This window comes from Bradyrhizobium genosp. A (assembly GCF_049949275.1).
In the GTDB taxonomy this organism is placed as follows: domain Bacteria; phylum Pseudomonadota; class Alphaproteobacteria; order Rhizobiales; family Xanthobacteraceae; genus Bradyrhizobium.
This window is the reverse complement of record NZ_CP188196.1, coordinates 6845804-6871060: the sequence shown is the minus strand read 5'-3', so window position 1 is coordinate 6871060 and position 25257 is coordinate 6845804. Positions and strand designations below refer to the sequence as shown.

Sequence of the window (25257 nt, the reverse complement as noted above, 5' to 3'; positions counted from 1 at the left end):
CCATGACCTCCGATCGTCTCTTCGTTTACGGCACCCTGATGCGCGGCTTCGACCATCCGATGGCGCGGCTGCTTGCGCAGCACGCGGAGTTTCTGGGCGAGGCGAGCTGCCGCGGCCGGCTCGTGCTGGTGAAGCACTATCCGGGATTGCTGCTGTCCGACGCGACATCAGATGTCGTGCACGGCGAGCTCTTCAGCTTGCGCGCGGGCGATGAGCTCTTGCGCGAGCTCGACATGTACGAAGCCTGCGGCGAAGGCTTTCCGGAGCCGACGGAATATCTGCGCCAGCTGATCGACGTGACCGGCGTGGATGGTTCGACCGCGCCAGCCTGGACTTATGTCTACAACTGGCCCGTCACCGATTTGCCGCACATCGAATCGGGCCGCTTTCTCGACCACTAGGCCGACAGCACTTCCTTCACCACGCGCACGTCGACCTCGCGCTCGACATAGGTCCATTCCTCGGTCCGCCTGAGCATGCCGACCAGCTCCTCGAACAGCGAGGCATGCGCGGGTGCGAACTCGAACCAGGTCAGAAAATCGAAGGGCTCGCCGAGGTCGCGGCAGTGATAGAGCTGGCGCGCGACCGCGGGCAGAAAACGAAGACTGCTCGCGATGTGGTGCGATCTGTCTTCAAAAATCTTGCGCCGCTCTTCCTGCGTCAGCTCCCACCACGCCTGCGATTTGCGGATCGGGATCAGCGCCGCGCTGGTTGCCTCCGGTCTGCCGAGGCCGGCCTGCGCGCTCGCGAGCTGTTGCTTCTCGGCGCGCTCGGTGTAGCGCAAGCTGCTGGGCACGCCGACCAGCCGCCAGGCGTTGCGCGAGGGCACCAGCGGCAGCGAGACGGCGTTGCCGTCGATCACCGACAGCGCCGGCATGAAGGGCAGGGGCTCGCCCGTGACTGGCAACATCGAGGTCACGCGCCAGCCCCCGCTCTGGCCACCCCGAAAGGTCCTGAACATGGCCTATGGAAGCGTGGAACCGGGCGGGGTTCAAGCTTTTCCCGTCATTCCGGGGCGCCCGAAGGGCGAGCCCGGAATCCATCGTGCCGCCGGGATGCTGGGAGAAATGGATTCCGGGTTCGATGCTGGCGCATCGCCCCGGAATGACGGAGAGACGGTGAAACACCTGTGCATAGGTCGAATAACCCGGATAACCCACCTAAACCTAACTTCTGGCCAGCCCGCACCTATATCCCTGATCCTTCGCCCGACTCACGCGGTTTCGCGCTAGACAGAGCTGATGCGCTTCACGCCCCAATTCCTCGACGAGCTACGTGCCCGGCTTTCGGTCTCCGAAGTCGTGGGCAAGCGCGTCAAGCTGAAGAAGGCGGGGCGGGAGTGGAAGGGGCTGTCGCCGTTCCAGCAGGAAAAGACGCCGTCCTTCTACGTCAACGACCAGAAGGGCTTTTACCACGACTTCTCCTCCGGCAAGCACGGCGACATCATCACCTTCGTGATGGAGACCGACGGCCTGCCGTTTGCCGAAGCGGTCGAGCGGCTCGCCAGCATGGCCGGCCTGCCGCTGCCGGCGGTGACGCCGGATGCGGCACGCCACGAGCAGCGCCGTCGCACGCTGCATGACGTGATGGAGCTCGCCGCGAAATTCTTCGCCGAGACGCTGGCCTCGCGCGTCGGCGCCAAGGCCCGCGGCTATCTCGCCGACCGCGCGATCTCGCCGGCGACGCAATTGCAGTTTCGCCTCGGCTATGCGCCACCACCGCCGGAGCGCTTCGCGCTGAAGGAGCATCTCGGCAAGCTCGGCGTCTCCGTCGAGGATATGATCGAGACCGGGCTGCTGGTTGCCGGCAACGACATCCCGGTGCCCTACGACCGCTTCCGCGATCGCGTGATGTTTCCGATCACGGATTTGCGCGGCCGCGTCATTGCCTTCGGCGGACGCGCGCTGGAGAAGGACGTTCCGGCAAAATACCTGAACTCGCCGGAAACGCCGCTCTTCCACAAGGGCGACAATCTCTACAATCACCAGACCGCGCGCAAAGCCACCCATGACGGGGCATCGCTGATCGTGGTCGAAGGCTATGTCGACGTCATTGCCATGGTCACCGCGGGCTTTGCCGGCGCCGTCGCGCCGCTCGGCACCGCGCTCACCGAAAGCCAGCTCGCCCTGCTCTGGAAGATGGCGGACGAGCCGATCCTCTGCTTCGACGGCGACCGGGCCGGACAGAAGGCCGCGTATCGCGCCGCCGATCTCGCGCTGCCATTTCTCGCGCCAGGCAAAAGCCTGCGATTTGCGCTGCTGCCTGAGGGACAGGACCCCGACGATCTCGCGCGCTCCGGCGGGCGCGGCGCGATCGAGGAAGTGATCGCGGCGGCGCGTCCGCTCGCCGACATGCTCTGGTCGCGCGAGCTCGAAGGCGGCAATTTTGCCACGCCCGAGCGACGTGCCGCGCTCGAAGCGCGCATCAAGGAATTGTCCAACGGCATCCGCGACGAGGTGGTGCGGCGCTATTACCGCGACGAGTTCGTCGAGCGGCTCCAACGTACGTTTGCGCCCGACGGCGGGCGCGGCGGCTTTGCCGGCCGGGGCAATTTCCGCCAGGGCGGCGGCCGCTCCTTCCAGCCCCGCGGCGGCGGGCAGGCGAATCGATTCGGTGGCCAGGGATTCGGGCAAGGATTTGGCGGAGGCCGCCGCAATGCGCCCGGTCTGATCCAGCTGCCCTCCGGCCCGTACCAGGCGGCAAGCCCCCAGCTTGCGGCCAGCCCGATCATGCGCGGACAGAGAAGTGCCATTTCCCGCCGGGAGGCTCTGATCCTGCAAAGCCTGATCAACCATCCCTGGCTACTGCATGATCACCTCGAGGAGGTGGCGGCCCTGGAGTTCGCCCACCCCGAGGCCCACAAGCTCAGGGCCGGCATCATCGCTGCTTTTGCCAACGATCATCACCACTCGCCGGACCCCGGCGAGCAGGCCGAGAAGATGCGTGGCGACATCGAGAAGAGCGAATTTTCTAAGATTCTTCAAAGAGTTGAGGGCGGCATCACCACCGCGGCAGTGTGGGGCGCCCGCGAGGGCGCGGCCAGGGATGACGTTCTTGCGACCTGGCACCAGCTCGTTGCCTTGCATCGGCAGTACCATTCACTACTTAGAGAGCTGAAGGACGCCGAGCTGGCCTTGGGGGAGGATCCCAGCGAGGCCAATTTGGCGTGGCTGCGTGACGTCAAGGCCCGGCTGGCCGAGGTCGACGGCACCGAGGCCCTGATCGAGGGTTTTGGCGAGCTGTCGGGCCGGTTCCAGAAGAGCGTGTGATGAAAGAATCATGCGGACGGCCCAGGCCGGAACCGCTAAAAGACTCGCCAAATCCAAGGTTTGGCGGCAAAAACAGGGTTAATCGAGGCTTAACGGTCTTGTAGCACTTTGGCCCCCAGGCGGCCGCAGGCAGAACAGACGCGTCAGGAATGAATCCGCGCAATAGCTGTTGGCACTTCACCTGCATCCGCTGCGACAAAGAGGCTCACGAAGCGTTAGGCAAATCCGGCGAGAGGAAGGTCGGGGTGGCGAGAGATGTGCGCGCCGCCCTTTCCGTGTCGCGATCTGGCGAAGCGAGAGCGTCGAGCAACAGGTTCAAGTGATTTCACGCGGGCGCGCGCACGTCTGCATGAAACGCGTTTAGGAGCAATGGATGGCCACCAAGGCAAAGACGCTGCAGGCGAAGGACAAGGAAAAAGACGACAAGGCAGCGGATGCTCCGGAGAAGGATTCCCAGGACGCGCCCTCGCCGTTGCTCGATCTGTCCGACGCAGCAGTGAAGAAGATGATCAAGCAGGCCAAGAAGCGTGGCTTCGTGACCTTCGATCAGCTCAATGAAGTTTTGCCGTCAGACCAGACCTCGCCGGAGCAGATCGAGGACATCATGTCCATGCTCTCGGACATGGGCATCAACGTCACCGAAGCCGACGATTCTGAAGGCGAGGAAGACAAGGACGAAGGCGGCGAGGACGAGACCGACAACGAACTCGTCGAGGTCACGCAGAAGGCCGTCACCGAGGTCAAGAAGAGCGAGCCGGGCGAACGCACCGACGACCCCGTGCGCATGTATCTGCGCGAGATGGGCACAGTCGAGCTGCTCTCCCGCGAAGGCGAAATCGCGATCGCCAAGCGCATCGAGGCCGGCCGCGAGGCGATGATCGCAGGGCTCTGCGAAAGCCCGCTGACCTTCCAGGCCATCATCATCTGGCGCGACGAGCTCAACGAAGGCAAGATCTTCCTTCGCGACATCATCGATCTCGAAGCGACCTATGCCGGCCCCGACGCGAAGGCCGGCATGAACACTGCGATGATCGCCGGTCCCAATGGCGAGAACGGCGAAGCTCCGGCCGAGGGCGGCCAGGCTGCAGCGGCCGTGGGTGCGCCCGCGCATGTCGCGCCGCCCGCCGCTCCCCCGGCCCCGACCCCGTTCCGCGCCGCGCCTGTCGGCGGCAATGTCGGCGAGGCCGAGAAGGATCCCGCGGAGTCCGCCGCCGAAGCCGACATGGACGAGGACGACGAGTTCGAGAACCAGATGTCGCTCGCGGCGATCGAGGCCGAGCTCAAGCCGAAGGTCGTCGAGATCTTCGACAAGATCGCCGACAGCTACAAGAAGCTGCGCAAGCTTCAGGAGCAGGACATCCAGAACCAGCTCCAGAACGAGTCGCTCTCGCCGCACCAGGAGCGCAAGTACAAGAAGCTGAAGGATGAGATCATCGTCGAGGTGAAGTCGCTACGCCTCAACCAGGCCCGTATCGATTCACTGGTCGAGCAGCTCTACGACATCAACAAGCGCCTCGTCTCGCATGAGGGCCGCCTGATGCGGCTGGCCGACAGCCACGGCGTCGCGCGCGAAGACTTTCTGCGCAACTACACCGGCTCGGAGCTCGATCCGCGCTGGCTCAACCGGGTCTCGAAGCTTTCGGCAAAAGGCTGGAAGAATTTCGTTCACCACGAGAAGGACCGCATCAAGGACCTCCGCCACGAGGTGCATCAGCTTGCGGCGCTGACCGGCCTCGAGATCGTCGAGTTCCGCAAGATCGTGCACTCCGTGCAGAAGGGCGAGCGCGAGGCACGCCAGGCCAAGAAGGAGATGGTGGAAGCCAACCTCCGTCTCGTGATCTCGATCGCGAAAAAGTACACCAACCGCGGCCTGCAATTCCTCGACCTGATCCAGGAAGGCAACATCGGCCTGATGAAGGCCGTCGACAAGTTCGAATATCGCCGCGGTTACAAGTTCTCGACCTACGCCACTTGGTGGATCCGGCAGGCGATCACCCGCTCGATCGCCGACCAGGCCCGCACCATCCGCATCCCCGTGCACATGATCGAGACGATCAACAAGATCGTGCGCACGAGCCGCCAGATGCTCAACGAGATCGGCCGCGAGCCGACCCCGGAAGAGCTCGCCGAAAAGCTCGGCATGCCCTTGGAGAAGGTCCGCAAGGTCCTCAAAATTGCCAAGGAGCCGCTCTCGCTCGAAACGCCCGTCGGTGACGAAGAGGATTCACATCTCGGCGATTTCATCGAGGACAAGAACGCGATCCTGCCGATCGACGCCGCGATCCAGTCGAACCTGCGCGAGACCACCACGCGCGTGCTCGCCTCGCTCACCCCGCGCGAAGAGCGCGTGCTCCGCATGCGCTTCGGCATCGGCATGAACACCGATCACACGCTGGAAGAAGTCGGCCAGCAGTTCTCGGTGACGCGCGAACGTATTCGTCAGATCGAAGCGAAGGCGCTGCGCAAGCTGAAGCACCCGTCGAGAAGCCGGAAGCTGCGGAGCTTCTTGGATAATTGATCCTGGTATCCATCAGACGAAAACGGCGGGCCGAAAGCCCGCCGTTTTTCTTTGCGCTGTCGCTGCGCACCTCTCGCGAGCCAAGCCCTACTTCTTCTTCGCCCCAACCCGGTCGAGGCTCTTGATCTCGAGCGGCGGGCGGCCGGATTTTTCCGCGATCTCGCGGTCCTGCTCCATGATGAAGGCGCGGGCGGGCTCATCGCCATCGAGGCCTCCGAGCAACTCCGAAGGCACGCGCCGGTTGGAGCGTTGGGAGCCGTCTTCGTAGAAGACGTTGAAAAAGGCGAATTCGCCCTTGGGATTGGTTCCAGGTTTTTTGGCCATGGCGGCTTGTCGTCGATAAGGGCGCCGCAGTCAAATGACTTCGGCTGATATCGACATCCTTCGCGACCGGAAATACCGGCGGAGCTGCTGGATTGTGCTTGTTTCCGGGAAGCCGCAGCCTAGTGCCTGCGAGCGGCCTATCACCTCAATAAACGGTGGGCCGATAAGCCCGCCGTTTATTGTTGGTCGTCAGCGTCGCCCGGGGCTGGCAGAGCAACAACCTGAGATTGAAGTTTATCGCTTGCGCTCTGTGATGGCAAGGTAAATCGTCGTGGCGACGATGTCGCAGCAAGCGCATCAGATATGCAGTCGATGGCATCGCGGGTTCCCGCAGTTTCGAAAAGCAGATGCTTGGATCATCGAAATAGTTTGTTCATATTGCCGCGCTCTCGCAACGCAGCGAGACCGCGCGCGCGGTGGACGGGATTGAGTTGCACGAGCCTGCGACCATGCGCAGTGCGATGTCCGTGTCGTCGGGCATGACGGTGGATCGCACGACGCTCGCAGGATGCGGCGCGGGCAGGCGCCAACGTCCGAAGTCTGCGATGCTGGCACCATACCCCTGTTTTGCCCGACGGGTCAACTAAGATTCGGAAAAATCGTAGCGCCCGTCGCTGCGCTTCTACTGTGCATGGGGTTGTTTTTCGGTTTTTGTTTCGGTGCAGTTGATCGCCGGCACCTGATCGGTCTGTGCCGCTTTGACGCGAATCCTGTTCCCGGGCATGATCGCCCGCTGCCTTCCGCGCCAGGTTCCCAAGGATTTTCCCGCATGTTCAGATACGCTCTCGCCGTCGCTTCCATCGTTTGTCTGGCCGGCGGGTCGGCCGAGGCCGCGCGGTGCGGCGGCGACTTCAACAGCTTTGTGGCCAGCATGACGGCGGAAGCGCAAGGCGCGGGCGTCTCGGCGGGCGTGACCAGCGCGGCGTTCAGCGGCATCACCCAGGACGGCGCCGTGCTCGCCTTCGACCGGCGCCAGCGTTACACGTTCAACAAGAGTTTTGAGCAGTATGTCTCGACCCGCGTCGGCCCCGGTCGCATCAATGGCGGTCGCGCGCTGCTGCAGCGTCACGCCGCGCTGCTCTCGCGCATCGAGCAGCAGTTCGGTGTGCCCCGCCAGATACTGGTCGCGATCTGGGGCCTGGAAAGCGATTTCGGCAAGGGCGACATGGGTAAGCTGCCGGTGATCCGCACGCTTGCGACGCTCGCGCATGATTGCCGCCGCACCGAGCTATTCCAGGGCGAGCTGCTTGCCGCGCTCAAGATCGTGCAGCGTGGCGACCTGCCGCTGCGCGATCTCATCGGCGCCTATGCCGGCGAGATCGGTCAGACCCAGTTCCTGCCGTCGTCCTACATCAAATACGGCGTCGATTTCGACGGCGACGGCCATGTCGACCTCCGCCACAGCGTCGCCGACGTGCTCGCCTCGACCGCGAATCTGCTGCACTCGAACGGCTTCAAGATGGGCCAGCCCTATGACGAAGGCTCAGCCAATTTCGATGCGATGCGCGAGTGGAACAGGGCGGTGATCTACCGCAAGACGATCGGGTACTTTGCGGACCGGCTGGTGGGGCAGTGAGAGGCGGGCGTATCTTGTAGGGTGGGCAAAGGCGCGAAGCGCCGTGCCCACCATTCCTCGCTTTGACAGAAGTGGTGGGCACGCTTCGCTTTGCCCACCCTACAAACCGCAGGGCCATCGCATATGACTCTTGGCGGTCGCCTGAGCGCGCGTCTCGTCCTTCGAGACGACCGCTCCGCGGTCTCCTCAGGATGAGGCTAATCGGCATTGGTCTCCGTTGAAACTGGCGCCGCATACTCCGCCCTCATCCTGAGGAGCCCGCCCAAAGCGGGCGTCTCGAAGGATGGCCGCAGCAAAAGCGCTCAAATGCGATAGCCCTGCTACAAACCGGGAGGGTGAGATGACGCCATTCGCGCCCCACCTCACTTCCCCTTCGCCATCGTCTCCAGCCGCCGCTGCAACGGTGCCCAATACGTCCCCGGGCGGAAGCGCTGCAGGATGTCCATGAACCTTGCATCGTTGCCGATCAGGATGCGCGGCTCGTTTCTCTCGATGCCCCTGATGATGCGCAACGCTGCGTCCTTCGGCGTCGTCCGCGCCGCGGTTTCGAAGCGATCGATCATCTGCGTGCGGCGCGCATTGTCGGTGACGCCGACCCCGGTGCGTGAAGAGCGCGCGATGCTGGTGGCGACGCCGCCGGGATGCACCACTGACAGTTTGACGGGGCTGCCCGCCACCGCGAGTTCGTGCCGCACGCTCTCGGAAAAGCCGCGCACGGCGAATTTGGCCGCCGCATAGGCCGATTGTCCTGGTGGCGCGATGATGCCGAAGATCGAGGAGACGTTGACGATATGCGCCTCTGGCTGCGTCTTCAGGTGCGGCAGGAAGGCGCGGGTGCCATGCACCACGCCCCAGAAATTGATGTCGAACAGCCAGTCCATCTGCGCCTGGTCGATCTCCTCGAACGTCCCCATCAGCGCCACGCCGGCATTGTTGACGACGATGTTGAGCGCGGGATGCGCCGCGATTGCCTCGCGCGCGAATTGCGCGATGTCGCCGGCCTCGCCGACATCGACGCGATGCACGCTGATCTTGCGCGCTTTGCCGTTTGCTTGGCCGTTTGCTTGGCCGTCTTCTTGGCCGATCTCGGCGGCGAGGCTCTTCAAGCCCGCGTCGTCGCGGTCGGCGAGCGCGAGGTCACAGCCGCGGCTTGCGAGTTCGATGGCCAGCGCACGGCCGATGCCGCTCGCCGCTCCCGTAATGGCGGCGGCGCCGCGAATCGTCGTCATGATGCCTCCCGTCAAGCCTGGAAAAGGAACTATGATTTACATTTTTTCAGAATGGAACCGAACCGTATGCGAATTCACCCCTTAACACAGGTTACTTGGATGGAGGCGGCAGCATTGGGAGCCACCGATGGGACGATCAGAACCATTTACGGCGACAGCACTCGTGGTTGAAGACGACCCCATGCAGCGGGAGATGTTGAGTCTCCTGCTTGAAGAGAGCGGCTACCAGGTCATCCAGTGCGAAAGCGCGGAAGCCGCCGAGCGCGTGCTGGACGAGAATGCCGGCGCGTTCTGCCTGATGCTGACCGATGTGCAACTCGCCGGCCGCATGAACGGCGTCGAGCTCGCACACGTCGCCAAGGACCGCAATCCGAAGCTCGACGTCGTGGTGACCTCGGGCCGTCCCTTGATGCAGCCCTTGCCCGACGGCGCAAAATTCTGGGCCAAGCCGTGGGCGCCGCTCGATGTGCTGCGGGAGGCCGAGATCGCCCAGCTGAACTAAGGCGCGTTCGCGCTTCAGGTCTTGCTCGATCTGGCGGCGCTGACCGGGTCGTGACTTCTCCGCCATGGCCGGAAATGGTAGGGATCAGGCATGTCCTGGTCCTTCCTGCTCACCTCGCTCATCGTCGTCGCCTCGCCCGGCACCGGCGTGCTCTACACCCTGGCTGCGGCGCTCACGCGCGGCTCGCGCGCCAGCGTGGCGGCCGCCTTCGGCTGCACCTTGGGGATCGTGCCGCACATGATCGCGGCAATGCTCGGACTTGCCGCCGTGCTGCACACCAGCGCGCTCGCCTTTGCCGCGCTGAAATGGTGCGGCGTGGCCTATCTGCTCTACATGTCCTGGCAGGCGCTGCGCGAAACCGGGGGGCTTGCGGTCGAGGCTGATATCAAGGAGCGCTCGAGCGGCCGGGTCATCGTCACCGGCTTCCTGATCAACATCCTCAACCCAAAGCTCTCGATCTTCTTTCTCGCTTTCCTGCCGCAGTTCATCGCGGCAGACGAGGCTTCCGTGCTGGGGCCGATGCTGGAATTGAGCGGCGCCTTCATGGCGATGACGTTTGCAGTCTTCGTCGTCTACGGCCTCTGCGCCGCCTCCGTGCGCGAGCGCGTCATCTCCCGTCCCGGCGCGATGGCCTGGCTGCGCCGCTCCTTTGCGGCAGGCTTTGCCCTGTTAGGTGCCAAGCTCGCGTTCGCCGAGCGCTAGCCAATAAAAAAGCGGGCCTCGCGCCCGCTACCTTCAGCTTACCCGGAGCCCGGGCGGAGCGAGGCTCCACCCGGGTGAATCAAAAGAAGCTGCGTTACTTCTTCTTCGCCTTCTTGGCCTTTTTCGCCTTCTTCTTCGTCGCCTTCTTCGCTTTCTTAGCCATAGGATCCTCTTAAGGGTTAATGGTGAAACGCGACACGAGGAACGCTCGGCGGAGGGCCAGCCTCGCAACATCCTCGGTGATAAACTCAGCAGATTCGCGAGCACCTGCCCCGCGCCGTCACATCTGTGTCATCCCGTTATCCACAGCTCAGATGCGTTTTCGGGTGAATTTGGTCCGCGAATCCGCCTCACGATGCGTGATCGACTGATCGCGCGTCGCCGGCGATGTGCCTAACGATCTGATAATCGAGACGCGGCGTTCATGAATCCAAAACCACGGGCGCGCTTTCGTCGATCGCAGTGAGGTTCCGTTAAGTGCAACCCGCGCATGATCCTCCGCAAGAACACGGGGACGGGTCATGGACGAATTTCTGCCAGAGACAGGGGGCGGGACGCTGCGCGTGCTGCAGGCGCCATGCTGAACGTACCGACGCTTTGGATGGTCTTCGTCGTCAACTTCTCGGCGCTCGGCCTGATCTGGGCCTATGTCACGCGCTCCTATCCGAAATTCGAGGCTGCGCGGTACTGGATGGCATCGGCCTTCGTCGGTGCAGCCGGCGCGATGACGGCACTGGCCCGCATGTTCGTCGATTCTCCTGCACCGCTTGTGATCGGAGCCGCCGGCATTATCGCCGCGAGTTGCCTGGCTGCCATGGGCATTCAGCGCTTCTATGACCGGCCGGTGCATCTGCGCCTCATGGTCGCGACTGGGATGGCGAGCCTCGCCGGTGTCGTGCTCTTCAAAGTCGGCTTCGACCAGATGCAGCTGGGCATGCTCAGCTACACGGTCGGGCAGGGCCTGCCGCTGGTGCTGTCGCTGCGTCTTCTGCTGTCGCCGCCGGAAGGCCGCGTCAGCCCGGGCGCGCGGCTGTCCGGCATCGTCATCCTCATGATCATCGCGATCTTCGTGACGCGCGCGATCGGCAATTCGCTCGGCGGCGATTTCTCGGCGGTGGCCGCCGGCCAGGGCCATGCCGTCATGGTGCTGGCGCTGCTCTTCCTGTCGATGACGCTCAATTTCGGCTTCCTGCTGATGGCGATGGACCGGTTGCGCAACGAGGTCGCCGACCTCGCGCTGCTCGACGATCTCACGGGCGTCGCCAACCGCCGCCATCTGTTACAGCGGCTGTCGGAGGAATGCGCCCGTTCGGAGCGCAGCGGCGAGCCGTTCTCGCTGCTGGTGATCGACCTCGACGGCTTCAAGACCATCAACGACACTCATGGCCATGCCGCGGGTGATGCCTGCCTCCAGCACTTCACGCTGATGGCACAGACGCGCTTAAGGCCCGGCGACATGCTCGCCCGCACCGGCGGCGACGAGTTCTGCGTGGTGCTGCCGTCCTCCTCCTTGCGCGAAGGCGCGCTGATCGCCCGCCGCGTGCTCGAGGTCTGCCGCCGGGATGCCGCCGGCTGCTCCGGCAACGACATTCCGATCGCGATCTCGATCGGGGTTGCGGAATGGAATCGCGACATCGGCCAATTCCCTGATAGGCTGATCGCCCACGCCGACCACGCCCTTTATGCTGCCAAGAAGAACGGCAAGAACGACTTTGCGGTCTATGATACGGCCCCGCCGCTCTCGCCCGAGCTGGTCGAAGCCGCGCGCAAATTTGCGTAGACCCTGCTACGCTGGGGTTCGTTGTTGGATCCCCGTGATGCTGTCCCGCCTTGTCGCGGCTGTTCTCGCCGCTCTTCTGATCGCTCCCGCCGCCGCAATGGACGCCGAGCTCACAAAGCTCGCACGCAGCACCGGCACGCCCGACATTCCCGGCCTAAAGATCGTCTGGCTGGCGCCATGGGGCGATGTCCGCGACGCCCATGCCTGGCGCAACATCATCGTGCACCAGACCGAGGGGCCAACGGGCTCAGCGCGCGGTGGCGCGCAAGAGCAGTCGAAGAATCCCACGCGGCGCGGCGTGATGGTCTGGGTCGAGACCGATGGCACGGTCTACTGGTCGGTCGCGGACAATCTGGTGCCGACCCATACCGACGGCGCCAACCGCAACGACAACAAGTACATCGACAACAGCGCGACCTATCATCAGGTCGTGCGCGACAATTCGATCGGCGTCGAGTTCGCCGGCAACTATCCCGATGTCGCGATCGGCCCGACGGCGGCGCAGGTCGCGGCCTGGAAGATCCTGGTCCAGGTGCTGCGTGCGCGCTACGGCATCCCGCTCGACCACGTCTATGCCCACAACTGGATCGACTTCAAGGACGCCCGCTATTGCGAAGGCTGCTGGCTCGCGACGCTGGCAAGGATTTGGGGGGAGTAGCGTTTCTTCGCTTGCGGATTGCTGTCGCGTCCAATATTGCGATCGTCCGGAGATTGTAGTGACGGGATGTCACCCGTCGGCATCGTCGTCTCCGAAAGAAGAAGCAATCCGTGGCAAAGTCGGACAGGTTTCTGCGAGATTCTCCCAACCGAAACGGAGCTCGCTTGATGGCAGCTGTGGTCCTCGCGGCTGCTGCGGTATTTTGGCAGTGTCCATTGCTTGCGGGTCCGAACACTGTTTTGGCTCAGGCGGGTGATGGCGATCCCCCCTCATTTACGCCTCAGCCCGCGACTGAACCGGCGCGGGCCATCCTTTACGAGGAGGATCCCAATAACCCGACGGGCGCGAAGTTCCCGGGCACGGTGACGTGGCGAGCCCAGCGGATCGACATCGGCCAGGATCAGCGAGACGTTGCCGTCAGGGCCGATATCGATATTCCCGGACGCGGGCTAAAGCTCATGATGTGGTTCCGGCGCAGCTTCGTAAACCATTCATCGCCGACATATGTGATCGACGTCAGATTCGCGGTGCCCGAGAATTTTGAAGGAAAGAGCATCAATAGCGTCCCAGGTATATTGGCCAGAGTGAGTGAATTAGCCCGAGGCTCGCCCTTGTCCGCTCTGGCAGTCAGGACGCCCGAAGGTCTCTTCAGCCTTGAGCTAAGCAACCTTGAGCCCATGCGCACGAAGAACCTTCAGTTTCTTCAGCTGCGCTCCTGGTTTGACCTGCCATGGGTGTATGCCACCGATCGCCGCTGCATTTTACAAATCGAAAAGGGCGCAGCTGGCGAACGCGCATTCCGCGAGGCATTCGGGGAGTGGAAACCCTCGCTGGGATCGGATCTAGAGTTCGGCTCAGCGTCCGAGCCGGCGGAGGTTCCGATATCGGCAGAAGGCATCGTTGACGGTAGCTTTCTTGTCGCGGTCACGAGCCAAAACAGCGAGTCTGAGGCCCGGCTTGCTTATTCGATGTTACGAGGAAGATTCCCATACGTGATCGGAAAGCGTCGGCCGATCATCATGAAGTTTGACCGTGCCGACAAAAGAACGCTGTGGCGCGCCTATGTTGGCCCCTTTGGCACAGCCGATGCAGCGTCGCAGTTTTGCGGTAGCCTGAAAGCCGCCGGAGGGGTCTGCATGATCGTTAGAAAACAAAAATAGAGCATTTCGAAATCCCGCAGCTAGCTCAACACGGACAAGCACTATCGCGAAGGCTGCTGGCTCGCGACGCTGGCGCGGACGTGGGGCAGCAAGGCGTCTCGCGTAGGCGAGCCGGCAGTCGGAAGCCGAAACTTCCGGTGCCTGGCTTTGTCGTTGTCCCCGACTGTGCCTTCTCTCTTTCAAGGGAACGCCTTGGGGAGATCTACGGACGGCTTCGTGACGATCTGGTGCGCGTCCCGCCAGATCACCTCGCGCTGACGTGCGGTCGTGATCATGCGCACTGGCAGGCCGCCCTCTTCGAGCAGCCAGGCGCAATAGCGCGCGCGGCTGACAGCCCTCGCGTGCCCCGGGGTCGAACCAGCAGATGCCCCAGATCGTATCCCGCCGCTTGAGGTGCCGCGCGATCCGTTCCGGGAATCGGCAGATGCTTCCCGAACCAGTCGAACTGGTCCGCGAACTCGTGCCGGATCCAGTCCGGACAATTGTTGCGCTGGATGTACCAGGCCGCGCGAAAGAAGCCGCTCTCCACGCGGCTGTGCGGGTGGATGAGCGGTGTAACGAACCGCAAATACATGACGACACGGCGCGACGCTGTGTTGCGTCACGCCCCTCGTAGCCAGATGGAATCGATGGTGAGCAGCCGCGAAGCGGCGTTCAGCCTATGACCGGTTGCCGATCGGAGATGGGCGGCGGTCAGAACGTATCGATCTGCTAATCATGCCGCCTCCCTGGAAAGCGCTGAATCAAAAAGGCGCGACCTCGCGCCGGGGCGGCAGCACATACACCAGCAGGCGTTCTGCGACAAGCGTGATCGATGGGAATGATCGCTACGCGCCGGAACGACAGCCTCACACCGGCTGCGTCATCCAGCCGTACAAGCGCCGGATCAATCCCGGCTGCTCCGGCAATTCCGGCGGCCCGTCTGCGGCCAGTACGCGTTTGAAGAAGTAATCCAGAAACACCATGTCGTTCGGCTCGGTGACGGTGAATGCCTCATCGCCGAAATACACGCTGTAGTTAAAGAAGAACGGCCCCATGATCGGGATCGTCGCGGTCGAGGCATAGTCTTTGGAGATCACGAACTCGCTGGGATCGAGCCCGTGGTCGCGCATGGCCTGCTCGACCAGCGGCAGCTTGCGCATGAACTGGGCGGAGAAGCCGCCGACGGTGGATTGCAGGATGATCGACACGGGTGTCCGTCCGCTTTCAGTTCGATGTTTTTTGGTCGGTTGACGGCCCACGGCGGTTCATTAGCCGCTACCAGCGCTGTCATCGCCCGGTCGAGCCAGTATCCCAGAGGCGCGCGTTGGAGAGTTCGCTCTCGCTATTGGCGCCGCGGCGTACTGGATGCCCCGGTCAAGCCGGGGCATGACACCGAGGGTGATGCTTCGCTTCTACCATCCGCCAAACAAAAAGCCGGCGTTGCCGCCGGCTTTTCGTCTCTTTTCGATCCGCCAATTCCTGGCGCGAGAGCCGCGCGCTTAGTGCGCGGCTTCCAGCGCGGCCTGTTCGGCCCTTGCAATCGTGCCCTTGACCGCAGATTGCACCTTCTCGAAGGCGCGGACCTCGATCTGGCGGACGCGCTCGCGCGACACGCCGAACTCGGCAGCAAGGTCTTCCAGCGTCATCGGCTCATCGGCGAGGCGACGGGCCTCGAAGATGCGCCGTTCGCGCGGGTTGAGCACGCCCATGGCGCCATTCAGCGCGTCACGGCGTTCATCATATTCCTCGTGCTCGGCCAGCATGGCTTCCTGGTTGGGCGTATTGTCGACCAGCCAGTCCTGCCATTCGCCGGCTTCGCCATCGTCGCGGATCGGAGCGTTGAGCGACGCGTCGCCACCGAGGCGGCGGTTCATGTCGATCACGTCCTGATCGGTGACGCCGAGGCGCTTGGCAATGATCTTCACCTGGTCGGGGCGGAGATCGCCCTCGTCCAGCGCGTTGATCTTGCTCTTCGCCTTGCGCAGGTTGAAGAACAGCTTCTTCTGGTTCGCGGTGGTGCCCATTTTCACGAGCGACCAGGAACGCAGGATGTACTCTTGAATCGACGCCTTGATCCACCACATCGCGTAGGTGGCGAGACGGAAGCCCTTTTCGGGCTCGAAACGCTTCACCGCCTGCATCAGGCCGACGTTGCCTTCCGAGACGACCTCGGAGATCGGCAGGCCGTAGCCGCGATAGCCCATGGCGATCTTGGCCACGAGACGGAGATGGCTGGTGACGAGTTGGTGCGCCGCGTCGCGATCGTCATGCTCGCGCCAACGCTTGGCGAGCATGTATTCCTGCTGGGGTTCCAGCATCGGGAACTTGCGGATCTCGGCGAGGTAGCGAGAGAGGCCGGATTCTCCGTTGAGGACCGGCAGAGCAGCGGTACGGGCCATGGTAAAGCCCCTCCAAAGGTTCAGGCCCCCGATAGCGGCGGGCCAGGCAGACGACCGCTTGGTTAAAGCCGGCCGTAGCTGCGATGTTCCACGTTGGTCATTTCCAACGCAGGCGCAATATACCCCATAGGGGGGCAAAAAGGGAAGGATTGCTGACGTCACGTCCCCGTGTGGCAGCTATAACTTTTTGTAAGGTAAGGGTTTTCTCAAAGCCCCTGCGTCATAGCGCCGCTTTCAAAGCGCTTTCAAGGAGAAGCAAATCCTCCGGCAGACCCGCCTCCCAGTGAAGAAGTTCTCCGGTGCGGGGGTGCTCCAGTACCAGCAAATAAGCATGCAGCGCCTGCCGCCCAAGCGCCGTTAAAGCGGCCTGCGACTCAGGCCCCAGCTGGTTCGCCTTGGTCTTGAAATGCGGGCCATAGACCGCGTCGCCCATCAAGGGGTGGCCGATATGGGCGAGGTGGACGCGGATCTGGTGGGTGCGCCCGGTCTCGAGCTCGCAGGCCAGCAGGGCCGCGATCGGCTTGCCGTCGCGGCCCGCGAAACTCTCGAGCAGCTCCCAATGCGTTACCGCCTCGCGTCCGCCCTGGCGCACCGCCATCTTCTCCCGCGCATGCGGATGGCGGTCGATCGGCGCATCGACCGTGCCGCGATGCCGGCCCGGCAGCCCCCAGGCGAAGGCCATATAGCCGCGTCGCATCGCACCCGTCCGGCCATGGTCGGCGAATTGCGCGGTCAGCGAGGCGTGCGCCAGGTCGTTCTTGGCGACGACCATCAGCCCGGTCGTGTCCTTGTCCAGCCGGTGCACGATGCCGGGCCGGCGCACCCCGCCGATGCCCGACAGCGAGGTGCCGCAATGGGCGATCAGCGCATTGACCAAGGTCCCGGTCTCGTGGCCCGCTGCGGGGTGCACCACTAGCCCCTTCGGCTTGTTGATGACGATGATGTCGTCGTCCTCGAACACGATATCGAGCGCGATGTCCTCGCCTTTCGGCTCCGGCGGGGCCGCCTCCGGCACGTCGATTATGATCGTATCGCCGGATGCGACGTGATAAGCGGGGTCGCGGACCGCGGCGGCCTTCAGGCTCACCGCGCCCGCCAGAATCAGGGTTTTGAGCCTTGATCGCGACAGGTCGGGAAGGTGCGCCGCCAGCACGCGGTCGAGCCGGGCCGAGCCCTCGTCGCCTTCGACCGTGACCTCCAACCGTTGCGCTGAACCTGAGCTATCCATGACGACGTCTGATACCGCTGTTCCCGAACCGACCCCCGAGCAGGCCGCGCTGTTTGCGCGGGTGCGACGGATGATGCTGATCGCGGGGCTGACCTCGGCGCTGGCCATCTGCGCCGTCCTGATCGCGGTGGGCTACCGCCTTTTCAAGTCGGAGGGAAGGGCGGCCGAGCCCGTGGGCGACGTCACCGCCACCCTGCCGAAGGGCGCCAAAATCGTGTCGACCGGCGTGGCCGGCGATCACCTGGTCGTTACGCTGGATATCGGCGGCGTCATCGAGATCCGCACTTTCGATGCCCACACGCTCAAGCCGGCCGGAAAGCTGAAATTTGCCAATGAGCCATAAAAGGCCGGTTCAGTCCTTGCGGCGGACAAATTTCGAGGTTATTGGCTAGCGCTCACGCTCCCTTCGTCTAGCGGTTAGGACGCGGCCCTCTCAAGGCTGAAACAGGGGTTCGATTCCCCTAGGGAGCGCCAGCCATCTCAATGACTTAGATCCGTTTTGGAGATGTCGTCGAATATCCATTGAATAAGCGATGGCGAACGTTGGCGAACTCCGCCACGCTGATTAGTATCGATCTCGGGCCCGCATTTGAGCTTCAAAGTCTTCGCTACCTGCTTGGGTATCCGATCCGCAATGACAGGGCTGTTGCCGGCCCGTGCCCTGCCACTCGTTTGGCTATCGATGATGCGTCTGCCGGTAGATGCCGATAAGGCTCGATAGGCTGTTGGGGTCGGTCTCCGGCAATGTGTGGCTGGGATAGCGATCCCATGTCTCGATCAGGGCGTGATCGAAATGGACGCCTGATCCCTCAAGCACGCGGATGTGCGCGCGCGCTTGCTGGACCCAATCGGAGTCCGAATGCGCGCCCGGTGGGCCGCCGCCATTCATGATCATGCCGAGCTTCAGCTCATTCTGCCGCGCAACGTCGGAAACCTGTCGGGCGAGGTTAGCGATCGCCTGATCATTTGGCTGTCTGAATTGCGCCTGGCCGACGATCAGATCCGGGTTCCACCAGTCGAAATCGAGCTGCAGAAAATCGAGCCCCACGCCGGTCGCCGCGCGGAAGGCCGCGACCCACGCCGCATATTCCGCCTGCCAGCGCGGCTGCCGGCTGATCGCCGGAAAGGGCTCGATGTCGCCGACGACCACGTTTGGAAAAGCGGCCGTGAAGATTCTGACATTGATGGCGACGCGGCTCGCCAGATCCTGCACCGAACTGCGGCAGGCGTTCTTGCCGCTGTAGCTGTGGCCGAACCAGAACGGCTCGTCCATCGCGATGAAATCGAGCCGCGCGCCTGCTCTGATCAGCTTGGCGACGATCTGGTTGGTCGATCCCGGGTCGCTATAGCCCTCGAGGGGCCCCCGCCACAGGGCGGCTCATGAAACCAGTTGGTGGCGAGCACCTCGAGGCCGAGGGCGATGTGGCGAGCCTTGAGGTCCTGCGCCAGGCGCGCCAGAACGTCGTCGGGCATAGCTGTAATCGCGCCGCCCGGCAGGCGGATACCTTGGATCTGGCCGGCGACCTGCGCCCATTGGCTCACCGCGCCCGGCGGCTGCGCGAAGATCGCCTGGAGCTCCTTGGCATGTGGACCCAGCATCAGAAGCGGTGAGGCGTCCGGGCTAAGCGTTCGTTCAAGCGCGGGCAGGGAGGCGTTTGCTGTCGTCGGAGGAGGTGCCGCGATGGCGAGCGCCGCCTTGAGCGTTGCGGATCCGGCGAAGCTCGCGCGGATCTCCGGCTCGGCGGCGGCAATGGCCGGCGGCAGATCGAGGTGAAAATCGCCCCGCGCATCGGTGGTCGCCACGCCCAGCGGCTGCACCGATGGTTTGAGCCAGAGAAAGCGCCGGCCGAGCCCTTTGCCGTTCGCATCGAGGAAGACGATCGTAACGTAACCTGCGTTTTCGGCCGCGGCGGTGGCCGAAATCCAGGTCTCGAGCGTGAAGCTCGCGCCCGGCGTTACCGGCAACTGCTTGAGGTTCGGGGCATAGGTCTGGCCCGGCTTCAGCGCTAGCGTGCGCAGGCTCATCGGCGCGCCCTGGATCGGCAGACTAACCGGCGAGACGTCCTGAACTGGTTTACCCTGCTCGCGGTAGTGGATTCCGCCAATGATGGCTCCGGTCGGTCCCGCGCAGATGCAAGCGCCTTCCAGTCCGGCGCGCACGCCGATGACAGCGGTTGCCGCAGCTTCGGGAATCACGTCGGACAGCACCCGCTGCGTCGGCCAGAGACGACCGCCGACGTCGACCGCGCTCAACGCGACGGCCGCACCGGGAAGCGGCGCGCCGCCGGGACCGACAAGATTGCCCGAGACCGTGCCGCCAGAACGCAAAACGTGCAGCCTCGGGGACGGCTGCAGATATTGCAGGGCGACGTTCATCAAGGTGCCGCTTTGGCTCTCCGGCAGCACATGGGTGGGATTTCGCGTCCAGGTCTGAAAAATGGCGTCGTCGGGATGGATACCACGCACCTGTTCGATTTCGAGGAAATGGCTGACGGCGCTTTGCGTCCACGCGGCATCGCTCGCGGCACTCCCGTCGGCGTTGTAGATGATGCCGAACGGGATGTTTCGACGCTTCAGGTTCGCGGCCAGCGGCGCCAGATTGCCAATCGCGAGGTCCGACCAGGCGAGGTCGGTGTGCAGGAAGGCGAGCGGCTCGCCGGTGGCCTGGCGATAGGCGTCGGCCCACTCGGCCAGTTGCGCCGTCGCCTCGCGATCGCCGTCCACCACCTCGATGTCGCCGACTTTCAGCGCCGGAAAAATTTTGCGCATCGATGCGACGCTGGTTGCGACCTCCTGAGCGATCTGTGCCGTCGATGCCTCGCAGCCGCCGGGGTCGCGATGGCCATAAAACCACGGTTCATCCATCGCGACATAGTCGAGTTCGCCGCCATCGTTGCGGATCTTCTGTAGGATCGCCTCGGTCTCACCTTGGCGGCCGTAGGATTCCGTGGGCGGCGCGCAGGCGGGCGTGCGGACCAGGGGACCAATTTCCAGCGCCAGCTTGAGGCCACGGCGCTTCACCTCGGCCAACGTCGCCTTGAGGTCGGCGTCGCGCGTATTTTCGATATTTTGTGCGCCGATCTTCGCGACCTGGGTGTGATTTGCGACCACGGACCAATGGGCGTCCGGCTTCCACTGATCGGCGGCATCCTCGCGGATGCCGAGCCAATGGTCGTTCCGCTTGGCTGGTGGCGACGTGACCGTGACCCAGATCTGCGGCAAGTTGGTCTGCTGCGAATGGGCGGGCTCGACGGCAACGACGCCGAAGACCGAAGCGAAAACCGACACCAGGGCGAGCACAAGCGACCGGTTGCGCATCATCCGCCATCCTCACTTTGCCGCAGGCCGCGGCGAGCTTGCGCAGCGGGGGCGGGTTACGCCCGAGAAAGACGATAGATGCGCTGAACGCTCGCTGAACGACGATCGCTTTCCGCTCGACCGCTAGCTAGACCAGACGATTCGAACGCTTGAGCGTTCGCCTTCGGAGACGACGCTCATCCTTCAAGCAACCGTCCGAAATAATTACGAAATGACAGTGCACTTAATTCACGCGACGATTTAGCTCAGAACCTTGGTCTTGGCCTTTTGAGGCCTTCTCGAGGGAGGTGTCAATTAAGTGCACTGTCACCGTAATAGCGTTTTTTGACCGATAACGCCATGTTGTGGCTGCGTGACTATGGGGTCGATGGGCTGCGGTTCGATGCCGTCCATGCCCTGAAGGACGATTCCGACAAGCACTTCCTCATCGAACTTGCCGAGACCGTGCGCAGCCAATTGATTGGCCGCCAGGTTCATCTGATGCTGGAAAATGAAGCCAATCAGGCGCATCTGCTCGAGCGGACCAATGGGCGGATCAAACTCTACAATGTCCAATGGGGTGATGACTTCCACAACGCCTTGCATGTGCTGCTGACTGGAAGGGGGCGCACCCCGTTAGACGGGAACTCCAAGGCCATGGTTAGGCTCGCTCGCTCACCGTTTCGCCAACGTTGTCCGACCTCGATGCCTCCTTCCAGACCATTAGCAGAGCAATGAACGCAATCCCGGTGAGAGTTGTGCTCAGCGGCAGCCCGAGCATGTGACGACTGCTCAGATAGTCTCCTACCGCCGTCCCTGCAGCTCTAATCATGACCACCATCGTCCAATATACCGGCAACAGCAGGAGTCGTCCGCCTCTACCGACTACGAACAGCAGAACCACTACCGGGGACAGCAATATTGCTGCGCCGCCGTCGCCGAATTTCAGATTGTGCGAGCAATAGTCACCGATCTCCGTGCCGAGCGTCCCGGCGAGGAACATGCATACCCAGTAGCCAAGGTCGGCGCGGAGCACCTCGTCTGTCTTGTTGGCCAAGTGCCGCCAGGCGAATCGCCAACTCGACCAGACCACCGTGGCCAGAAGGATCGCCAGTACCACCATGACCCACACACGCGGCAATTTGAGATCGCCCGCGGTGAAGTCAGCGAAATTAGTCGCGGCTGTCCGGACGATGATGATGGCCATCCAATAATAGGCTTGGTGCCGGATCTCGTCGAACCGTTCGGCCAAAATGATGACGGCGAGCGCGATGGCAAGGAACGGCAGCCCGCCGACGTGGCCGAGACCGAGGTTATGAGCGAAGAAATCGCCCATGTTGGCCCCGAACACGCTGGCGATGCAGAGCGCAGTCCAATAGCGGGGCCCCAATGTGGGGAGGTGGATCGGTTTCATCAATTTGTCCTGTCAGTGGTCGGTCAGATCCGGCTCCGTTCGGGCTGAGCCGGATGGGTGCCGGCGCGCTGTGGGAGCAAGGCCACGCAGGCAATGATGAGCGCCGCGAGGATCGCTGAGGCATAGTACCGGCTGAACGCAAGTCCGCCGTTGGCCAATGGCTTGTCGAGCAGATCGCCGAGGGTCGCGCCCAGCGGTCGGGTCAGAATGAAGGCGGCCCAGAACAACGCGGTTCGCGAGGCGGAGGTGAAATAGTAGGCCGCGGCGATCAGGGCGAGCCCGACGCCGAACACAAGGGCACCACCTTCGTAACCGAGACCATTGGTGTCCGCCATCCAGTCGCCGAGTGCCGTGCCGAGCGTCTGCGAGAACAGGATCGAAACCCAGTAGAACGACTCGACACGTGGATTCGAAACGGTGTTGACCGAGATCGATCCTTCCGAGCGGTACCAGACGAAAAGGGAGGCCATTAGCAGCGCGAAGAGCAGCGACGATCCCCCCGGATAGCCGATGCCGAGCGAACGGTCCGCGAGATCGGCCATGGTCGTGCCGGCCGTCGTCGTGGCAACAACTACGAACCAGTAGAGGAAGGGATGGAATTTCCGCGCCAGGATCTCTACGGCGACCGCTATTAAAAAGAGCCCGATGAAGATCGCGCTACTCACCGCGTATCCGAGGTTCATGGACATCGACACAGCGTCACCCCCCGTTTCGCCTAGCGTCGTGGCCAAAATCTTGATGATCCAGAAGATCAGGGTTACTTCCGGAACCTTGCTCGTTTCGATGCCGCCATCCATCCGGGACTCCTTCTTTCTTTTGCTCTTTTTGTTTTTGTCCCAGAACGGGCTTTTCGACTCAGCCCCGTGCTTCGGTCGCGCGCCTCAGTCGATTGAGGTTGTCGAGGGAAGCCAGTGCCGCGCCCGGATTTGCAGCGGCAAGCGAGAACACCAGCGCTTCGAGCCCGACGAGAGTTGCGCCGTGCAGTGCGATCCGGCCAGGCCGGCCGCGCGGGATCGCCACGCAGGCGGCCGCCATTTTCGAAAGCGGCGCGTCGGCCGCTTCCGTGATCAATACGGTCCGAAGGCCGAGCGCTTTTGCTTCGGCGAATACTGCTTTCACCTCGCGATAGAGGCGGCCATAAGCGAGGATCATGAGAACGTCGCCCGAGCGAAGATCCAGCAACTGATCGGCGAGCATGGAACCGGTCGCGTTGATCGTGCGAGCACGACGGCCACTGCGGGCAAGCAAAATCGAGACATATGCAGCAAGTGCGGACGATGGACCGATGCCGAACACGCAGATGCGCGCGGCGGTATCGAGTATTGAAACCGCGGCGGCTATTTGGGCTCGGCATTTCACGGAGCGCAGGACGGCGAGGCCATCGGTGTGAGCATCGAGGATGTCATCCAGCGCCTCTCCCGTTGTCTGCTTGAGGTCGATCAAGCTGCGCCGCATGTCGTCCGCCGGCGTCGAATTTGCTTCCGACTTTAGGATCTCAGATTTGAGATCGGCTAGACTCGGAAAGCCCAGCCTCTGAATCGTGCGGAGCACCGTCGCGTCCGAGGTGCCGATTCTTACGCCCAGCGCCGCTGCCGAACTCGCTAGAACGATGTGCCTATTCTCGTCGATGAAGTTGGCGACGCGCAATCCTGTAGCGGCAAGCTGCGGCTTTACCTCAGCAAGCCTGCGGTCGAGTTCACGGGGTTGTGCGCCGGTTCCGGCCCTGACGATCATGTTTCCGGCTGTAGTAAATTGTACTTCGCGTGGACTGATGTAGCATACACTACGGGGCCGAAAGGCGGGGACGCAAGCCAAAAGGTCGTGCAGCAAAATGGTGAAACAGCGCGCGCATTGGCCAGCTTGGTTGATTTCAGCCGGTGCGCTGCTGGCGCTGCTCGCTCGACCGGCTGCGGCGGGACCGCCTTTCGTATCGGACGACCCCGAACCTACCGAGACCGGCCATTTCGAGATTTACACGTTCAATAACGGCACCAATACGCGCGCGGGTACGGCGGGCGAGACCGGAGTGGACTTCAACTACGGCGCGGCTCCAAACCTCCAGCTCACGGCGACATTGCCGGCGGGTTACAACGATACTGTCGGCGGCGGAACTCGGGTCGGGCTCGGCAACGTCGAGCTTGCCGCCAAGTATCGCTTCTTACACCAGGATACGTTCGGTCTCGACGTCAGCGTGTTTCCGCGCGTATTCCTGCCCAGCGGGTCGGGGGCCATAGGAGACAATCACGCATCATTGCTGCTGCCGGTATGGGTGCAGAAGGACTTCGGCAAGCAGTGGTCCGCTTTCGGCGGAGGCGGCTGCACCTTCAACGAAATCCGCGCTGCGAATTTCTGTCAGGCCGGCGCCGTGCTGACCTATCAGGTGCTCCCTAAGCTTCAGATCGGGGGTGAGCTCTTCCATCAAACCGCGGATTCCCAGGGAACGCCTGCCTCGACCAGCCTTGGCGTCGGTTGGCGATATGATGTAACCGACAACTATCATCTGCTTGGCTACGTCAGGCGGGGCACCCAGAACACGGACGATACCAACCGATATTCCTGGTACGCGTCTGTGCTGTTCACCTTTTGAGCAGGCCGTCCGCCGGATGGCGCGAGCCTACGTACGGCACTGTCAGCAGCTTGCGAGCGCCGTTCCGCAGCCCGCTCTGGGCCGTCTGCGGATGGCACAGAGCATTGTCTCGGAAATGACGCAGCCAGCCACTGCGGAGGCGGCGCCGCCGTCCAAGGGGATGCCGCGCGAGCGGAATAGCGCCATGGCTGTTGTCCGGCGAATTCTGAATGAACCGCGATGAACCGCTTTATTCAACATGACGCGTGGTCTCTTGGTCGGCGTCAACAAAGAGCAGGCGCGGGCGGGTTGAGCCACCAGCATCGTCGTCATGGGCGCAAGGGGGCGCAGGTAAAGATGGTTGCCGGTCCGGGATTTGAACCTATCGAGCACCATTTTGGGCGACGAGTAATCGCGCGAGAATGGCGGATTTTGACGGGCTGACAACCTCGCGAGTTAGGCTGCCCTCCGGTAAGAAAACAACGCTCCCGTAATAGTGGGTTTCGGACTGTAGCGGTCTCCCGCTACCACCTTCCTCACACTCCCGTTATCCGGTTGGGGTAGGCGGCTTCGCCAAGCAGGGCATTTGGACGGCCTGCTATCTCCACCGCTACTCCACCCGGTCTGGCTGAATCCCGGAACACAGTGACCGT

At 63.0% G+C, this 25257-nt stretch carries 23 protein-coding genes and 1 tRNA gene; 12 read left to right on the top strand and 12 right to left on the bottom strand.

What is annotated here, in order from left to right; all coding sequences use genetic code 11:
- Nucleotides 1-2: 2 nt before the first annotated feature.
- Nucleotides 3-401, top strand: coding sequence for a gamma-glutamylcyclotransferase family protein (locus ACP2YP_RS32275; protein WP_426420243.1), 399 nt, complete (start codon nucleotides 3-5; stop codon nucleotides 399-401).
- On the opposite strand, the gene ACP2YP_RS32270 is transcribed toward ACP2YP_RS32275, so the two are convergent.
- Nucleotides 398-961, bottom strand: coding sequence for a chlorite dismutase family protein (locus ACP2YP_RS32270; protein ID WP_426420242.1), 564 nt, complete (start codon nucleotides 959-961; stop codon nucleotides 398-400). The genes ACP2YP_RS32275 and ACP2YP_RS32270 overlap by 4 nt on opposite strands.
- A 280-nt stretch (nucleotides 962-1241) precedes the next feature.
- Here ACP2YP_RS32270 and dnaG point away from each other — a divergent pair, with 280 nt between their 5' ends.
- Together dnaG and rpoD are read left to right on the top strand one after the other, a co-directional pair.
- The gene (gene dnaG, locus ACP2YP_RS32265) at nucleotides 1242-3269 is read left to right on the top strand and encodes a DNA primase (protein ID WP_426420241.1); all 2028 of its coding nucleotides are present in this window, start codon (nucleotides 1242-1244) and stop codon (nucleotides 3267-3269) included.
- 373 nt (nucleotides 3270-3642) lie between these two features.
- Nucleotides 3643-5787 carry an RNA polymerase sigma factor RpoD gene (gene rpoD, locus ACP2YP_RS32260; RefSeq protein WP_426420240.1) on the top strand — a complete coding sequence of 715 codons (2145 nt, stop codon included), beginning with the start codon at nucleotides 3643-3645 and terminating at the stop codon, nucleotides 5785-5787.
- Between the two features lie 87 nt (nucleotides 5788-5874).
- Here the strand turns inward: rpoD and ACP2YP_RS32255 are convergent, their stop codons facing one another.
- Entirely contained in the window at nucleotides 5875-6111 is a 237-nt protein-coding gene (locus ACP2YP_RS32255; protein WP_027534326.1) for a hypothetical protein, read from the bottom strand.
- A gap of 769 nt (nucleotides 6112-6880) precedes the next feature.
- Here ACP2YP_RS32255 and ACP2YP_RS32250 point away from each other — a divergent pair.
- Nucleotides 6881-7687, top strand: a complete 807-nt coding sequence (locus tag ACP2YP_RS32250; RefSeq protein ID WP_426420239.1) for a lytic murein transglycosylase — start codon at nucleotides 6881-6883, stop codon at nucleotides 7685-7687.
- Between the two features lie 362 nt (nucleotides 7688-8049).
- Here the strand turns inward: ACP2YP_RS32250 and ACP2YP_RS32245 are convergent, their stop codons facing one another.
- Nucleotides 8050-8916, bottom strand: a complete 867-nt coding sequence (locus ACP2YP_RS32245; RefSeq protein ID WP_426420238.1) for an SDR family NAD(P)-dependent oxidoreductase — start codon at nucleotides 8914-8916, stop codon at nucleotides 8050-8052.
- Nucleotides 8917-9043: 127 nt separating this feature from the next.
- Here ACP2YP_RS32245 and ACP2YP_RS32240 point away from each other — a divergent pair, with 127 nt between their 5' ends.
- The 5 genes from ACP2YP_RS32240 (at nucleotide 9044) to ACP2YP_RS32220 (ending at nucleotide 13718) form a co-directional block, all read left to right on the top strand.
- A complete protein-coding gene (locus tag ACP2YP_RS32240) occupies nucleotides 9044-9418 on the top strand; it encodes a response regulator (protein ID WP_426420237.1) in 375 nt (124 codons plus the stop codon).
- Nucleotides 9419-9508: 90 nt separating this feature from the next.
- Nucleotides 9509-10120, top strand: coding sequence for a LysE family translocator (locus ACP2YP_RS32235; protein WP_426420236.1), 612 nt, complete (start codon nucleotides 9509-9511; stop codon nucleotides 10118-10120).
- 577 nt (nucleotides 10121-10697) lie between these two features.
- Complete coding sequence (locus tag ACP2YP_RS32230) at nucleotides 10698-11900, top strand: GGDEF domain-containing protein (RefSeq protein ID WP_426420235.1); 1203 nt, start codon at nucleotides 10698-10700, stop codon at nucleotides 11898-11900.
- 34 nt (nucleotides 11901-11934) lie between these two features.
- Entirely contained in the window at nucleotides 11935-12558 is a 624-nt protein-coding gene (locus ACP2YP_RS32225) for a peptidoglycan recognition protein family protein (protein ID WP_426420234.1), read from the top strand.
- A 167-nt stretch (nucleotides 12559-12725) separates the two neighbouring features.
- Nucleotides 12726-13718 carry an SPOR domain-containing protein gene (locus tag ACP2YP_RS32220; RefSeq protein WP_426420233.1) on the top strand — a complete coding sequence of 331 codons (993 nt, stop codon included), beginning with the start codon at nucleotides 12726-12728 and terminating at the stop codon, nucleotides 13716-13718.
- Nucleotides 13719-14566: 848 nt separating this feature from the next.
- Here ACP2YP_RS32220 and ACP2YP_RS32215 read toward each other — a convergent pair.
- The 3 genes from ACP2YP_RS32215 to ACP2YP_RS32205 all read right to left on the bottom strand — a co-directional run bounded on the left by ACP2YP_RS32215 (nucleotide 14567) and on the right by ACP2YP_RS32205 (nucleotide 17327).
- Nucleotides 14567-14908 (bottom strand): hypothetical protein, encoded by a 342-nt coding sequence (locus tag ACP2YP_RS32215; RefSeq protein WP_426420232.1) that lies wholly within the window; start codon nucleotides 14906-14908, stop codon nucleotides 14567-14569.
- Between the two features lie 291 nt (nucleotides 14909-15199).
- Entirely contained in the window at nucleotides 15200-16099 is a 900-nt protein-coding gene (gene rpoH / locus ACP2YP_RS32210; RefSeq protein WP_018318222.1) for an RNA polymerase sigma factor RpoH, read from the bottom strand.
- A gap of 220 nt (nucleotides 16100-16319) precedes the next feature.
- Nucleotides 16320-17327, bottom strand: coding sequence for an RluA family pseudouridine synthase (locus ACP2YP_RS32205; protein ID WP_426420231.1), 1008 nt, complete (start codon nucleotides 17325-17327; stop codon nucleotides 16320-16322).
- Between ACP2YP_RS32205 and ACP2YP_RS32200 the strand changes: the two genes are divergently transcribed.
- Together ACP2YP_RS32200 and ACP2YP_RS32195 are read left to right on the top strand one after the other, a co-directional pair.
- Entirely contained in the window at nucleotides 17326-17670 is a 345-nt protein-coding gene (locus tag ACP2YP_RS32200) for a hypothetical protein (protein ID WP_426420230.1), read from the top strand. The two genes, ACP2YP_RS32205 and ACP2YP_RS32200, sit on opposite strands and share 2 nt — an antisense overlap.
- A gap of 56 nt (nucleotides 17671-17726) precedes the next feature.
- A tRNA-Glu gene (locus ACP2YP_RS32195) sits at nucleotides 17727-17801 on the top strand.
- A gap of 202 nt (nucleotides 17802-18003) precedes the next feature.
- Here the strand turns inward: ACP2YP_RS32195 and ACP2YP_RS32190 are convergent.
- From ACP2YP_RS32190 to ACP2YP_RS32165, 6 genes are all read right to left on the bottom strand, one after another.
- Nucleotides 18004-18600 carry a hypothetical protein gene (locus ACP2YP_RS32190; protein ID WP_426420229.1) on the bottom strand — a complete coding sequence of 199 codons (597 nt, stop codon included), beginning with the start codon at nucleotides 18598-18600 and terminating at the stop codon, nucleotides 18004-18006.
- A gap of 32 nt (nucleotides 18601-18632) precedes the next feature.
- Nucleotides 18633-20645 carry a hypothetical protein gene (locus tag ACP2YP_RS32185; protein ID WP_426420228.1) on the bottom strand — a complete coding sequence of 671 codons (2013 nt, stop codon included), beginning with the start codon at nucleotides 20643-20645 and terminating at the stop codon, nucleotides 18633-18635.
- Nucleotides 20646-20951: 306 nt separating this feature from the next.
- The gene (locus tag ACP2YP_RS32180) at nucleotides 20952-21218 is read right to left on the bottom strand and encodes a hypothetical protein (RefSeq protein WP_426420227.1); all 267 of its coding nucleotides are present in this window, start codon (nucleotides 21216-21218) and stop codon (nucleotides 20952-20954) included.
- Nucleotides 21219-21285: 67 nt separating this feature from the next.
- Nucleotides 21286-22038 (bottom strand): hypothetical protein, encoded by a 753-nt coding sequence (locus tag ACP2YP_RS32175; protein WP_426420226.1) that lies wholly within the window; start codon nucleotides 22036-22038, stop codon nucleotides 21286-21288.
- A gap of 23 nt (nucleotides 22039-22061) precedes the next feature.
- Nucleotides 22062-22835, bottom strand: coding sequence for a hypothetical protein (locus tag ACP2YP_RS32170; RefSeq protein WP_426420225.1), 774 nt, complete (start codon nucleotides 22833-22835; stop codon nucleotides 22062-22064).
- Between the two features lie 58 nt (nucleotides 22836-22893).
- The gene (locus ACP2YP_RS32165) at nucleotides 22894-23772 is read right to left on the bottom strand and encodes a MurR/RpiR family transcriptional regulator (RefSeq protein WP_426420224.1); all 879 of its coding nucleotides are present in this window, start codon (nucleotides 23770-23772) and stop codon (nucleotides 22894-22896) included.
- 97 nt (nucleotides 23773-23869) lie between these two features.
- Between ACP2YP_RS32165 and ACP2YP_RS32160 the strand changes: the two genes are divergently transcribed.
- Nucleotides 23870-24625, top strand: coding sequence for a transporter (locus ACP2YP_RS32160; RefSeq protein WP_426420223.1), 756 nt, complete (start codon nucleotides 23870-23872; stop codon nucleotides 24623-24625).
- Nucleotides 24626-25257: the final 632 nt, after the last annotated feature.